Below are 15609 nucleotides of genomic sequence, written 5' to 3'. Positions count from 1 at the left end.
AAGGGATCCCGCATGCTCCTCGACCGAACGACACGAATGAAGCCCTGGCGGCAGCTGGCGGCAACCGTGTCCGCCGCGGCCCTCGGTGTAGGACTCCTCGCCGGTTGCGGTTCCGAGTCGGCCGACAAGGACAAGAAGGACGACAGCGCGGGCGCCCCGGCCGCCACCGGTGCGTTCCCGGTCACCGTCGAGCACTTCTTCGGCTCCACCGAGGTCAAGAAGGCCCCGCAGCGGGTCGTCACCGTCGGCTACACCGACGACCAGACCGTCCTCGCGTTCGGCATCAAGCCGGTCGGCATGACCGACCAGTACCCGAACCCGGCCGGTCAGAGCCCCGACATCAACACCCAGTGGCCCTGGGTGAAGGACAAGTGGGGCGAGACCAAGCCCGAGGTCATCATGAGCAACGGTGACGCCGGCCCCAACTTCGAGAAGATCGCGGCCCTGCGCCCCGACCTGATCATCGCGGTGTACTCCGAGGTCGACCAGGCCGCCTACGACAAGCTCTCGAAGATCGCCCCGACCGTCGGCCGCACCAAGGCCGAGAAGGAGCCCTTCAGCGCTCCGTGGTCGGACAACGCCCTCCAGATCTCCAAGGCGGTCGGCAAGGAGGCCGAGGGCAAGGCGATGATCCAGGGCATCCAGGACAAGCTCGCCGCGGTCAAGAAGGCGCACCCCGAGTTCGCCACCCAGACGGCCGTCGCGGTGTCCTGGTACAAGGACGCGGTCAACCCCTTCACCACCACCGACGTGCGCGGCCAGCTGCTGACCGGCATGGGCTTCAAGGGCCAGACCGAGATCGACAAGATCTCGGACGGCAAGTTCTCCTTCGCCCTGTCCCCGGAGCGCATGGACCTCATCGACGTCGACCGCGTCTTCGTCATCAACGACAAGGCCGACACGGACGCGATGAAGAAGTCCGAGCTCTTCGCGAACCTGAAGGTCGTCAAGAACAACAAGGTGTCCTACCTGCTCGACAGCGAGGGCCCGGCCGCCGGTGCCGCCATGTCCCAGGCCACCCTGCCCGCCCTGCCGTTCGCCATCGACGAGCTCGTCAAGTCGGTCGGCTAGGTGTGAGCACCACGGACATTCGGGTCGCCCCGGCAACCCTGCGTACGACGACCGGGCGTGAAGCAGCCCGATGGGTCGCGGCGAACTGCCGCACGATGCCCTGGCTGACGTCCGGCGCCGTACTCAGCACGGTCGCCGGGGCGGCTCTCCAGATGCTCCCCGTCCTGCTGCTCGGCCGGGTGGTCGACGGGGTGACCGGGGGCGAACCGCGTTCGATCCTGGTCACGATCGGGGTGTGGATGGTGGCCGCCGCGCTGCTCGGCGCGGCGGCCACCGCCCTGTCCGCCTACCTGATCGGGCGGCTCGGCGCCGATCTGCTCGCGCACTTGCGCGAAGGCGCCGTACGGTCCGTGCTGGGCATGCCCAGCGCCCGGGTCGAGCAGGTGGGCCGCGGAGACGTGCTCTCCCGGGTCGGCGACGACGTCGCCGTCCTGTCCAAGGGCATCCGCTCGGCCATCCCCACGGTGTTCTCCGCCGGGGTCCTGGTGGCCATCGCCACGGTCGGCATGTTCGGCCTCGACTGGCGGCTCGGCCTCGCCGGCGCCTGTGCGCTGCCGGCCTACGCGCTGGCCCTGCGCTGGTACCTGCCCCGGTCCGCCCCGCTCTACCGCAAGCGCGCGGTGGCCCAGGCCGAGCGCGCGCAAGCGCTGATCAGCGGCCTGAACGGCATCGAGACGGTACGGGCGCACCGCCTGGAGGAGGCCTTCCGCGAGAAGGTCTCCGACGATTCGAGGCGGGTGCGGGACCTCGGCATCGAGGTGTTCCACTTCTTCGGCCGGTTCGTCGGCCGGGAGAACCGGGCGGAGTTCATCGGCCTGGTCCTGATCCTCGTGGTGGGCTACGCCCTGCTGGAGACCGGCTCGGCGACCCTCGGCGAAGTGGCGGCGGCGCCCCTGGTGTTCCACCGCCTGTTCACCCCGCTGGGCGCGATCATGTTCACCTTCGACGAGGCCCAGAAGTCGGGCGCGAGCCTGACCCGGCTCGTCGGGGTGCTGGCGGAGTCCACGGAGGACCGCCTGGTGGGCGATGCGAGCGCCGCGCCGGCGGGCGAGGGGCGGTACCCGGTGACGGTGAAGGGGCTGACGTTCCGTTACCCCGGAGCCGAGGAGCCGGTGCTGAGCGATGTCAGCCTGACGATCCCGGCGGGCGGCTCACTGGCCCTGGTGGGCGCGACGGGCGCCGGCAAGACGACCCTGGCCGCGCTCATCGCCGGCATCGGGACCCCGGAGGCCGGTTCGGTGCGGATCGGGTCGACCGACCTCGCCGATCTGGACGAGGCCGCGGCGAGGGCGCTGGTGAGCATCCTGACCCAGGAGACGCACGTGTTCTCCGGGCCGCTCGCCGACGACCTGCGACTGGCCGCGCCGGAGGCGACCGACGCCGAACTGCTGGCCGCGCTGGGCACCGTAGGGGCGGCCGAGTGGGTCGATGCGCTGCCCGAGGGTCTGCACACCGCGGTCGGCGAGGGCGGTGCCCGGCTGGACGGCACGAAGGTCGCCCAAGTCGCCCTGGCCCGGCTGGTGCTCGGCCGGGCTCCCGTGGTGGTGCTCGACGAGTCGACCGCGGAGGCGGGCAGCGAGGGCGCCGCCGAGCTGGAGCGGGCCGTACTGGCGGCCTGCGCCGGGCGGACCACGCTGTTCGTGGCCCACCGGCTGACCCAGGCGGTGGCCGCCGACCGGATCGCCGTGCTGGATGCGGGACGCGTCGTGGAGCAGGGCACGCACGAGGAGTTGGTGGCCCTGGGTGGCCGCTACGCGCGACTCTGGCGGGCCTGGAGAGACGCTAGTTAGGCCACCCTAATTTAGGTTAGGCTAGCCTTCGTACCTTGGAAGGGTGTTGAGTCTTCAATGATGGAACCGAGCGCTCGTCTCGTGCTGATCTCTCCTACGCGCCTGGCAGACGTGCGCCGGCGTGCCGGCGGATACTCCGACCGGACCATCGCCGAGGCCTGTGCCATCGGACTGTCGTACTGGGCGACGGGCGTCAGCCCCGACGGTATCGACCTGACCCCCGGCACGCTCTTCGCGGACGTCCTGGGATGGGTCGACAACGGCGGTACGGCGCCCAGCGGTTGGGAGACCGGCGAAGCGGCCCCGGACGGCTGGGCCATCGCGGTCCCCGCGAGCGTCCCCCGGTCCGACGCCCAGCTCGCGCTGGACGACCTGGCGGAGTTCCCGGACCGGCCCCTCGGCACCATCAGCCCGACCGGCGTGGCGGAGCGGCTCAGCACCCTCGCCCAGTGGAACGACAACGGGGCGGACCGCGTCCGGCCGACCATCGTGGAGATGTTCCGCGAGCAGGCCCGCCTGCGGCCGGACGCGGTCGCCGTCATCGACGAACACCGCTCGCTGACCTACCGCCAGGCGGCGGAGCTGTCCGCGCAGCTGGCCCACCACCTGATCGGACGCGGACTCGGCTCCGAGCAGGTCGTGGGCATCTCGCTGGGCCGCTCCGCCGACATGGTGATCGGCCTCCTCGGCGTACTCCAGGCCGGCTGCGCCTTCGTCCCGCTCGACCCGCAGTGGCCCGCCGCGCGCCGCGCCGTCGTCATCGACGACGCGCGGGTCGTGGTGCAGCTGGCCGGCTCCGGCGAGCACGACCCCGCGGAACCGGCCGCCGTCGTCGTCGACCTCGACGACTGGCGGTACGCCGACCAGCCCGCCGGGGACACCGGGATCACCCCGCACGGCAACGCCCTGGCCTACGTGATCTTCACGTCCGGCTCCACCGGCCGCCCCAAGGGCGCGATGATCCGCCACGAGGCGATCAGCGAACGCCTGCTGTGGCAGGTCAACGAGATCCTGGGCTTCGGACACGACGACGCCTCGCTGTTCAAGGCGCCGCTGTCCTTCGACATATCCATCAACGAGATCTTCCTCCCGCTGGTGTGCGGCGGCCGCCTCGTCGTCCTGCGGCCCGGCGGCGAACGCGACCCGCACCACCTGCTCGGCGTCATCGCCGAACACCGCGTCACCTTCACCTACCTCGTCTCCTCCATGCTGGACGTCCTGCTGGAGATCGCCGGCGACTCCGACCGCCTCGACAGCATGCGCCACGTGTGGTGCGGCGGCGAGGTGCTCACCCCCGAGCTGTACGAGCGGTTCCGCACCCGGCTCGACATCCCCATGTACCACGGCTACGGCCCGGCCGAGACGACCATCGGCGTCTCCCACGTCATCTACCGCGGCGAGGCCGAGCGCCTGTCGACCTCGATCGGCAAGGCCAACCCCAACACCCAGCTGTACGTCCTCGACGACGAACTGCGCCCCGTCCCCGTCGGTGTCGGCGGCGAGCTCTACGTCGGCGGCTTCCTCCTGGGCCGCGGCTACGTGAACGCGCCCGGACTGACCGCGTCCCGGTTCGTGGCGAACCCCTTCGCCGCCGACGGCTCCCGCCTCTACCGCACCGGTGACCTCGCCCGGTTCGCCCCCGACGGGTCGCTGGACTTCCTCGGCCGCGCCGACAACCAGATCAAGATCCGCGGCATGCGCCTCGAACTGGAGGACGTGGAGGTCGGCCTCGCCGAGCACCCCTCGGTCCGGCACACCTGCGTCATCGCGAAGAAGAACAGCGCGGGCGGCACCTACCTGGTCGGGTACGTCATCCCGGCCGCCGGAGCCACGGACCTGCGGGCCGACGAGGTCAAGGCCTGGGCCACCGCGCACATGGTCGAGTACATGGTGCCCGCCCACATCGTCGTGATGACCGAGTTCCCGCTCACCGCGAACGGCAAGCTCGACCGGCGCGCCCTGCCCGAACCCGAGATCGTGACCGGGGCGTTCATCCGGCCTTCCACCGACGACGAGCGCGCCGTGTGCGCGGCCGTCGCCTCCGTGCTGCGGCTGGAGGAGGTCGGCGTAGACCAGGACTTCTTCCAGCTCGGCGGAGACAGCATCCTCGCCATCTCGCTGCTGAGCGCCCTGCGCGAAGCGGGCCTCTACGTCACCGCGGGCCAGATCTTCGCCAACAGCGTCCTGGGCGCCCTGGCGGCGGTCGCCGGCCGCGAGGACGTGGCCCGGGTGGACCACGCCGACGTCGCGACCGGTCCCGTACCGGGATCGCCCATCGTCCAGTGGCTGGGCCGTACCACGGACGCGATCGACGGATTCGTCCAGGCCGTCGTACTGAACACCCCGGCCGAGCTCACCGCCGACGCCCTCGGCCCGATCCTCGACTCCGTCGTCACCCGGCACGACATGCTGCGCGCCCGGCTCGTCCGCGGGGACCGCTGGAGCTTCGACATCCCGGAGGCCGGCGCGGCCGCGGCCGACTGGCAGGAGAGCGACGGGCCGCTCGACGCGTGCGTGGCCCTCGCAACCGAAGGACTGGACCCGGACGGCGGCGTGATGCTGCGGGCCGTCTGGCGCCGCGAGGCCCGCCAGCTGGTCCTGGTCGCCCACCACGTGGTGGTCGACGGCGTGTCCTGGCGGGTGCTGATGGAGGACCTGGCCACGGCGTGGCGCCAGTTCTCCGCGGGCACGCAGATCGAACTGCCCCCGGTGGGCACCTCGTTCCGCCGCTGGACCCAGCTCCTGGGCGGCGCGGACTTCGACGCGGACCGCGCCCACTTCGAGCGCCCCCTGCCGGGCCCCGACGCCCCGCTGGGCCGACGGGCCCCGTCCGAAGCGGACACCGTCGAGCGGGAGCGGCACCGGATCTTCACCGTCGGCTCCGAGGCCACGGCCGCGCTGCTCGGCGAGGTCCCCGCGAAGTTCCACGCGGGCGTCAACGACGTCCTGCTGACCGCGCTCGCCGTCAGCCTCGCCCGGTGGCGCCAGGGCCGCGGCCAGGAGCAGACCTTCGCGCACGTCGAGCTGGAGGGCCACGGCCGCGAAGGCCGCCACGTGGCGGGCGCCGCCGGCATGGAGCCCGAACTGTCGCGGACCGTCGGCTGGTTCACGACGCTGTTCCCGGTGACCGTGGACCCCGGCACGACCGGCGACTTCACCGACCCCCGGTACCTGGCCGCCGCGCTCAAGGCCGTCAAGGAAGACCTCGCCCGCGTACCGAGCAACGGCGTCTCCTACGGCGCCCTGCGCTACCTGTCCGACACCCCCTTCACGGCCCCGGCACCCCAGGTCCTCTTCAACTACCTGGGCCGCTTCGACGCGGGCGCGGCGGGGGACTGGCAGCTCTCCGGCACCACCGGGCAGCTCGGCGAGAAGCGCGACCCGAGGATGCGCCTGCCGCGCGCCCTGGAGTTCAACGCGATCGCCGAACCCTCCACCGGCGGCGCGTACGAACTCGTCACCACCGTCTCCTGGCCCGACGGGATGTTCACCGACGAGGACATCGAGGCGATCGGCGGATACTTCCAGGCGGCCCTCACCGCCCTGGCCGCGCTCGACGAGGGCGGCCACTCGCCCAGCGACTTCCCGCTGGTACGGCTGACCCAGGCCGACGTCGACGCCCTGGACGGACCCGAGCTGCGCGCCGTCCTCCCGCTGACCCCGCTCCAGGAAGGCCTGTACTTCCACTCGGTCTTCGACGACGACTCCGCGGGCAGCTACGTCGAACAGCAGCTGCTGACGCTGGAGGGCGAGCTCGACCCGGCCCGCCTCCGGGCCGCGGCCACCCGGCTGCTCACCCTGTACCCGAACCTGGCCGCCCGGTTCACGGCCCTCGCCGACGGCCGCGTGGTCTCCGTACTGGAGAGCGGCGCCGAGGCGCCCTTCACCACCCTGGAGCGGCCCGGCATCACCGAGGCGGAACTGCACGCACTCGCCGAACGGGACCGCCGCGCCGGATTCGACCTGGCCACCGGCCCGCTGATGCGGTTCACGCTGGTCCGCGACCCGGAATCCGGCCGCGACGTCCTCGTGCAGACCGTCCACCACATCATCGCCGACGGCTGGTCGGTGCCCCCGATGCTCCGCGCGCTGCTCGCCGAATACCACGCGCCCGGCAGCACCTACCCGCTGAGCGGCTTCCCCGACTACGTCGGCTGGCTCGCGGAGCGCGACGCCGACGAGAGCGACCGCGTTTGGGGCGCCGAACTCGCCGAGCTGCCGGGCCCCTCGCTGGTGGCCAGGGAGCACACCCCGTCGGACCGGTTCGCCGACACCTCCGTGGAGTCGGGTCAGTACATCGACTTGGACGCCGCGGTCCGGTCGGCCGGCGTACCGCTGAGCGTGGCCGTGCACAGCGCCTGGGCGGTGACCCTGGGCGGCATCCTGCACTCCGACGACGTGGTCTTCGGATCCACCGTCTCCGGCCGTGACGCGGACGTCCCCGGCATCGAGGACATGGTCGGCCTGTTCATCAACACCGTCCCGCTGCGGGCCCGGTGGGCCGCCGGCACCACGGCGCGCGAACTGCTCGCCTCGGTGCGCGAGCACCAGGGCGCGGTCCTGCCGCACCAGCACGTCTCGCTGGCCCGGATCGGCCGGCTGGCCGGCGTCGGCTCCCTCTTCGACACCCTCGTGGTGTTCGACGTGGCCACCGACGTGGCCGCCCTGCGCCGCACCGGCGACACCCTCGCCGTCACCGGCCTCGTCAACGAGGGAGCCCCGCACTACCCGCTGACCCTGGTCGTGGAGCGGGCCCTCGACGGGCGCCCGCGCTTCAACCTGATCTACGACGGCGCGCTGCTCCGCGAGAGCAGCGCCCGGGACATCCTGAACCGGTTCACGCACACCCTCACCGGCCTGCTCACCCGGCCCGACGCCCCCGTCGGCGACCTGGCGCCCGGGGGCGGCAGGAGCCCCGAACGGATCACCCCGACCACCCTCGGCGCCCTCTTCGACGCCGCGGCGGACCGGGACCCTGCGGCCACCGCCGTCACCCAGTGCGCGCTCGACGGCACCACCCGCTCCCTGACCTACGGCGAACTCGCCGCCGCGAAGAACGAACTGGCCGCCGCCCTGCGCGCGGCCGGGGTCCGGCCGGGCCGGCGCGTGGCCGTGGCCGTCCCGCGCACCATCGAGCAGGTCGTCGCCCTGGTCGCGATCGTCAGCGCGGGCGGCGCGTACGTCCCGCTCGACATGGCCTACCCCGACGACCGGCTGGAGTACGTCCTCGGCGACGCCGCCCCGCAGGCCGTCCTCGTGGACCCCGGTCAGCGCGAACGCTTCACCGCCCTGCTGGAGCGGGCGGGAGTCGCCGCCCGGGTCCTCGTACAGGGCGACGAACTGCCGCGGGAGGACGATGCCGATGCCGATGCCGATGCCGATGCCGCGGCCCCGGCGGACGGGGTCAGCTGGCACGACCCCGCGTACGTGATCTACACCTCCGGTTCGACCGGCAGGCCCAAGGGCGTCGTCGTCCCGCACTCCAGCGTGGTCGCGCTGCTCGCCAACACCCAGCCGGACATGGGCTTCGGCCCGGACGACGTCTGGGTCCAGTTCCACTCCTACTCCTTCGACTTCGCCGTCTGGGAGCTGTGGGGCGCCCTGGCGCACGGCGGCGAGCTGCTCGTCCCCGACTACGGCCTGACCCGCTCCCCGGTCGACTTCCACCGGCTGGTCCGTGAGCGCGGAGTGACCGTGCTCAACCAGACGCCCTCGGCCTTCTACCAGTTCGTCGAGGCCGACCGGCACGCCGCCGAGCCGCTCCCCGCCCTGCGCCGCGTGATCTTCGGCGGCGAGGCACTGGACCTCGGACGGCTGCGCGGCTGGGTCGAGCGGCACGGCGCCGCCTCGCCCGAGCTCGTCAACATGTACGGGATCACCGAGACGACCGTCCACGTGACCCACCGGGTGCTGACCGACGCGGACTTCGCCTCCGCCGACGACGTGAGCCCCATCGGCGGCCCCATCCCGGGCCTGGTCACCTACCTCCTCGACGACCGGCTCCGGCCGGTGCCGCCGGGTCAGGTGGGCGCCATCTACGTGGCCGGTGACCAGGTGTCCCTCGGTTACCTCGGCCGGCCGGGCCTCACCGCGGGCCGGTTCGTGGCGAACCCGTTCGCGGACGACGGCTCCCGGATGTACCACACGGGCGACCTGGCCGTCCGCACCCTCGACGGGGAGCTGGAGTTCACCGGCCGCGCCGACGACCAGGTCCAGCTCAAGGGCTTCCGCATCGAGCTCGGCGAGGTCGAGTCCGCGCTGCGGGACCTCGACGGCGTGGTCGACGTGGCCGTCACCGTGGCCGACAGCGGCGACCACCTGGTCGCACACGTCGTGGGCCGGGTCCCCGGAGAGCTCTCCGCCCTCCTGGCCGAGAAGCTGCCCGTGCACATGGTGCCGGGCCGGGTCCTGACCGTGGACGCCCTGCCGCTGACCGTCAACGGCAAGCTGGACCGCAAGGCCCTCATCGAGCGGGCCGCGCAGGACGACACCCCGGTGGCCGGCGGCGCGGACAGCGGTGCGCAGCTCGCCTCCCTGATCGGCATCTTCGCCGACACCCTGTCCCACCCGGCCGCCGACGCGGACACCGACTTCTTCGGCGCGGGCGGCGACAGCATCATCGCCATCACCGTGGTCAACCGCGCCCGGGCGCTCGGCCTGCCGATCGCCCCCCGCGACGTGTTCCTCCTGAAGACGCCGCGCGCCCTCGCCGAGCTCCTGGGCACGCGTGCACCGCAGACCCAGGCCCCCGCTCCGGCGCCCGCGCGCCGCGAGGACGGCCCGCTGGCGCCCACGCCGATCATCCTGCGCCAGCGCGAACTGGGCGGCTCCCTCGCCCGGTTCGCCCAGGCCCGGACCATCGAGGTCGGCGAAGGCACCGCGTTCGCCGACATCGAGCGCGCCGCGAGTGCCGTACTGGCCGCCCACCCGGCCCTGCGGATGCGCCTGAACGCCGAGCACGGCGTGTGGACCCTGCGCACCGAACCCGCCCGCGGGGCGACCGTCGTCCGCGCGGACACGGCCGACGCCACGGCCGCCGCCAACGAGGCCGCCGGCCGGCTCGACCCCGAGACCGGGGAGGTCACCGCCTTCACCTGGCTCGCGGAGACCGGCACCCTGGTGGTCACCGTGCACCACCTCGCGGTCGACTCCGTGTCCTGGCTGATCCTGCTGGACGACCTGGCCGCCGCCCTGCGCGGGGAGACCCTCGCACCGGGGACCACCTCCTACGCCGAGTACGCCGACGCGCTGACCCTGCGGTCCGCCGCCGGCGCCGACGACCTCGGGCACTGGGTCGACACCCTCCGGGCTCCCGCCCTGCTGCCCGCCTCCGGCGCGCTGCGCGACACCACCGTGGTCCTCGGCCCCGAGGCCAGCGACCGGGTGACGCGCACCGCCCCCGCGGCGCTCGGCGTCGCCCTCACCGAGCTGTTGTGCGGCGCCCTGCGCACCGCCCTGACGCGGATCCAGCCGGCGCCCACCGATCTCGCGATCGAGCTGGAGCGGCACGGCCGGGTGGCCGTGGAGGAGCACCACGACTACACCCGCACGGTCGGCTGGTTCACCGCCATCGCGCCCGTCCGGCTCACCGCGCACACCGACCCCGTCGCGGCGGCCCGCGAGCTCGCGGCGCGCCAGCCCGACGAGTCCGGTCACCTGGCCTACGGCCGGCTGCGCTACCTCAACCCGCAGACGGCCCCGCTGCTGACCGCCCGCCCGCAGGTGCTCTTCAACTACCTCGGCCGGGGCAGCGAGTCCCAGGCCCTGCACATCACCGGCGGCGACCAGGGCAGCCCGTACGCCGTCGAGGTCAACGCCTGGACCGACGCGGCCACCGGCAGCCTGCACGCGACCTTCACCCTCGCCGAGGAGATCCCCGACGAGATCACCGCGCACTGGCTGCACGCCCTGGAATCCCTCGCGGAAGCCTCCGTGACGGCCGAGCGCACGGCGCCGGTCACCGCGCTCCAGCGGGGCCTGTTCTTCCAGGCCCAGCTGGCGGGCACGGCCGGACACTACGTCGCACAGAGCTACTTCGCCCTCGACCACCGCCTCGACACCGAGGCGCTGACCGAGGCCATGGCCGTGGTCATGGCCCGCCACCCCGTCGTCGGCGCCGGCTTCACCACCGACGACGACGGCAACCCGGTCCAGGTCCTCAAGGCGGGCCGCCGGGCCGGCGTCCACACGGTCGAGCTGTCGACCGACGAGGAAGTCGAAGCCCTGCGCGTCCGCGACCGCAACACCGGCTTCGACCCGGCCGAGCCGCCGCTGATCCGACTGACCGTGATCCGGCTGCCCGGCGGCCGCGACGGCCTGCTCCTCAGCTACCACCTGCTGCTGTGGGACGGCTGGTCCCGCGCGATCGTGCTCCGCGACCTGTTCGAGGCCTACCGGGCCCTGCTCGCGGGCGAACAGCCGTCCTCGGCCCCGGCCGTACCGGGCTTCGAGGACCACGCCCGGTCGCTCGCCGCCAAGGACCCGGCGGTCTCGGAGCGGTTCTGGGCCGAGCACCTGACCGGGCTCTCCGGCCCGACGCTGCTCGCCGGACCCGCGCCGGCCCTCTCCGAGGACCTGCCGCCCGCGCTCCTGCACACCCTGACCGCCGAACAGTCGCAGCTGCTGCGGGAGACGGCCAGGGCGCACGGAGTCACCCTGAACGCGGTCCTCACCGGCGCCTTCGGCCTGCTCCTCGGCGCCCACACCGGCCGCAGCGACGCCGTGTTCGGCGTGACCGTCTCCGGCCGCGACGGCGAGGGCCTGTCCGACATCGTCGGCGTGCTGCTCAACACCGTGCCCACGTGGACGCGGGCCCGGCCCGAGGACACGGTCGGGGAGTACCTGGCCTCCGTACAGGCGGCCCGGGTCGACGCGATGGAGCACGAGCACCTGGGGCTCGGCGAGATCCAGCGGGCCAGCGGCCACGACACCCTCTTCGACAACCTGTTCGTGCTCCAGAACTTCCTGGACCTGGACGGGCTCGCCGAGATGAACGCCCGCCACGGCATCACCGAGGTGAAGTCGGACGACTCCACCCACTACCCCTTCACCTGGGTCGTCACCCCCGGCGACCGGCTCACGGTCAAGCTGGAGCACCGCCACGGCGACTCCGTCAGCGCACGCCGGCTCCTCGACGACTACGTCGGCCTGCTCCAGGACCTGGCCCGCGCCACCGGACCGGTGGGCGCGCTGCCCGGCCTCGGCCCGGTGCCCGGCCCGGCCGAGCGCACGGACATCGGCACCGACACGGTGGTCGACCGATTCGACCGGGCGGCGGACTGCGCACCCGGGCGGATCGCGCTCGTCGCTCAGGGCCGGAGCATGACCTTCGCCGAACTGCGGGACCGCAGCCGCCTGCTGGCGGGCGTGCTCGCCGGACGCGGCATCGGCCCGGAGAAGACGGTGGGCCTGGCGATCCCGCGCACGCTGGACTGGATCGTCGCGCTGTTCGCCGTACTGCGCACCGGAGCCGCGTACGTACCGCTGGAGCTGGACCACCCGGACGAGCGGATCGCGACGATCGTCGCGGACGCCCGGCCCGCGGTGATCCTCACCGTCAGCGCCGTCTCGCCCCGGCTGACCGGCGGCCCGACCGGACCCGGCGACCTGATCGAACTGGACCGGCCCCTCCCTGAGGCCGAGCCGCTCGTGACCTTCGCACCGGACGACCCGAACCGGCTGCGGTACCCGGCGTACACGATCTACACCTCCGGTTCGACGGGCAGGCCCAAGGGCGTCGTGACCGAGTACGCCGGACTCACCAACATGCTGATCAACCACCAGCGCCGGATCTTCGAACCGGTGCTGGCGGAGCACGGCAACCGGATCTTCAAGATCGCGCACACCGTGTCCTTCGCCTTCGACATGTCGTGGGAAGAGCTCCTGTGGCTCGCCGACGGCCACGAGGTGCACATCTGCGACGAGGAACTGCGCCGCGACGCACCCGGACTGGTCGACTACTGCCGTGAGCACGGGATCGACGTCATCAACGTGACCCCGACCTACGCGCAGCAGCTGGCGGCCGAAGGCCTGCTCGACAACCCGGACCGGCGCCCCGCGCTGGTGCTCCTGGGCGGCGAGGCCGTCACCCCGACGCTGTGGCAGCGGCTCGCCGAGACCGAGGGCACGGTCGGCTACAACCTGTACGGACCCACCGAATACACCATCAACACCCTGGGGGTCGGCACCTTCGAGTGCCAGGACCCGGTGGTGGGCGTGGCCATCGACAACACCGAGGTGTTCGTCCTGGACCCGTGGCTGCGGCCGCTGCCGGACGGGGTTCCCGGTGAGCTCTACGTCTCCGGCATCGGCATCGCCCGCGGGTACCTCGGCCAGCCGGCCCAGACCGCGCACCGGTTCGTCGCCTCGCCGTTCGGTGCGCCCGGCGAGCGCATGTACCGCACCGGCGACCTGGTGGTCCGCCGGCCGGACGGGAACCTGATGTACCTCGGCCGCACCGACCAGCAGGTCAAGATCCGGGGCCACCGCGTCGAACTGGGCGAGGTGGAAGCCGCGTTCGCCGCGCACCCGGCGGTACGGTTCACCGCCGCGGTCGCCCAGCCCGACCCGCAGGTCGACGGCGCCTACCGGCTGGCCGCGTACCTCGTGCTGGGAGCCGGCTCCGACCTGGCGGCGGTCGCCGCCGAGGTGGGCACCGGACTGCCCGACTACCTGCGCCCGACGCACTACGCTCAGGTCGACGCCATCCCGCTCACGGTGAACGGGAAGGCCGACACCAAGGCCCTGCCGGAGCCCAAGCCGCTGGGTGCGCTGACCACTTCGGGCGAGCGCGGCCCGGAGACCGAGACCGAGGTCCTGGTCTGCGAGTTCTTCGCCGAAGCCCTGGACCTGGACGACGACGAGGTGAGTGCCGTGAGCGATTTCGTGTCCCTCGGCGGACACTCCATGCTGGCCGTACGCCTGGTCGGACTCCTGCGCCGTGAATTCGGCCCCACGATCACCATCCGTGACCTGCTCACCCTGCGAACCCCCGAAGCGATTGCCCGGCACCTTGATGACAACTCCTGACGTCCAGGGATCCCGCCGCGCGGGATCCGACATCCTCCGGACCGCCATACGGCGCAACGTCGGCGCCATGGTCTGGGGCACCGTCCTCATGGGCCTGTACCAGGCGGGCGAGACGGCCTTCCCGATCGCGCTCGGCCTGATCGTCGACCACACGATGAAGGGGCGGAGCCTCGGGGCGCTCGCCCTCTCGATCGCCGCGCTCGCCGTGATCATCACGACCGTGTCGCTGTCGTGGCGGTACGGGATGCGCATCCTGCAGAAGGCCAACACCACCGAGGCCCACCACTGGAGGGTGCGGGTCGCGTCCTGCGGCCTCCAGCCGGTGGCCCGGGACGTGGACCTCAAGTCCGGCGAGGTGCTCACCATCGCCACCGAGGACGCCGACCAGACCGCCGACATCGTCGAGGTCGTGCCGATGCTGATCAGCTCCTCGGTCGCCGTGCTGGTCGCGGCCGTCGCGCTGAGCCTGGCGGACCTGCGGCTCGGCCTGCTGGTCATGGTGGGAACGGCGCTGATCCTCTCGTCCCTCAGCGTGATGTCGAAGCGGATCGGCAGCAGCACCCAGGAGCAGCAGGCCCGGGTGGCGCGGGCGGGGGCGAAGGTCGCCGACCTGATCACGGGCCTGCGCCCGCTGCACGGCTTCGGCGGCAACCACGCGGCGTTCCGGTCCTACCGGAAGGTCAGCACGGAGGCGAAGGAGCAGGCGATCACGGTCGCCCGGGTGAACGGCGTCTACACGGGCACCGCGCTGGGCCTGAACGCGATCCTCGCGGCCTCGGTGACCCTGACCGCCGGCTGGCTGGCCTTCGACGGCCAGATCAGCATCGGTGAGCTCGTCATGGCCGTGGGCCTGGCGCAGTTCATCATGGAACCGCTCCGGCTGTTCTCGGACATGCCCAAGTACGTGATGATGGCGCGCGCTTCGGCGGAGCGGATGGCCCTGGTGCTGTCCGCCCCGCCGGTGGCGGCCCTGGGGACGGCCCGCCCGGCACCCGGCGGGGACCTGGAGATCGACTGCGTCCGCTACGAGTCCCTCCAGGGCCTGAAGTTCCACGTCCCGGCGGGCCAGTTCACGGCGATCGCGGTCTACCAGCCGCGGGCGGCCGCCGAACTCGCCTCGATCCTGGCGGTGAACGTGCCGCCGGCCTCGTACGGCGGCACGGTGCGGCTCGGCGGGCAGGACCTCGCGGACCTGTCGGTCGAGGCGGTCCGCGAACTCATGCTGGTCAACCCGTACGACGGGGAGATCTTCGCGGGAACCCTCCGTACGAACATCGACCCGTCGGGCACCAGCCGGACGGTGCCCGAGGCCGTCGAGGCGTCCATGCTCACCGATGTCGTCGCCCTGCACCGCCAGGGACTCGACTACGAGGTCCGCGACCGCGGTTCGAACCTCTCCGGCGGGCAGCGCCAGCGGCTCTCGCTGGCCCGGGCGCTGGCCGCGGACTCCGACGTGCTGGTGCTGCGGGACCCGACCACGGCCGTGGACGCGGTCACCGAGCAGCTCGTCGCCCGCAAGATCGCGGAGCTGCGCCGGGGCCGCACCACCGTGGTCATCACCAGCAGCCCGGCCCTGCTGGACGCGGCCGACCGGGTCCTCGTCCTGGACGACGGGGTGGTCACGGCCGAAGGGACGCACCGTCACTTGCTGGCCAACGACCCGGCGTACTGCGCGGCGGTCACGCGCTGAGCGTGTGAGCCGGTGAACGGAAGGGGGCCT

At 72.7% G+C, this 15609-nt stretch carries 4 protein-coding genes; all 4 read left to right on the top strand.

Annotated elements, in window-relative coordinates:
• Positions 1-12 precede the first annotated feature (12 nt).
• Genes AC3IX6_RS08395 through AC3IX6_RS08380 form a run of 4 tightly spaced genes read left to right on the top strand, consistent with a single transcriptional unit; the run spans position 13 to position 15579 of the window.
• Entirely contained in the window at positions 13-1071 is a 1059-nt protein-coding gene (locus AC3IX6_RS08395; protein ID WP_489369606.1) for an iron-siderophore ABC transporter substrate-binding protein, read from the top strand.
• A gap of 2 nt (positions 1072-1073) precedes the next feature.
• Entirely contained in the window at positions 1074-2861 is a 1788-nt protein-coding gene (locus AC3IX6_RS08390; protein ID WP_489369605.1) for an ABC transporter ATP-binding protein, read from the top strand.
• A gap of 57 nt (positions 2862-2918) precedes the next feature.
• On the top strand, positions 2919-13889 hold the full coding sequence (locus AC3IX6_RS08385; RefSeq protein WP_489369604.1) for a non-ribosomal peptide synthetase: 10971 nt from the start codon (positions 2919-2921) through the stop codon (positions 13887-13889).
• Entirely contained in the window at positions 13876-15579 is a 1704-nt protein-coding gene (locus AC3IX6_RS08380) for an ABC transporter ATP-binding protein (RefSeq protein WP_489369603.1), read from the top strand. Before AC3IX6_RS08385 ends, AC3IX6_RS08380 begins: the two co-directional genes overlap by 14 nt.
• Positions 15580-15609: the final 30 nt, after the last annotated feature.

Source organism: Streptomyces sp. GL_141 (assembly GCF_057834385.1).
The sequence above is the reverse complement of the archived record's forward strand: the minus strand, read 5'-3'. Positions and strand labels throughout refer to the sequence as shown.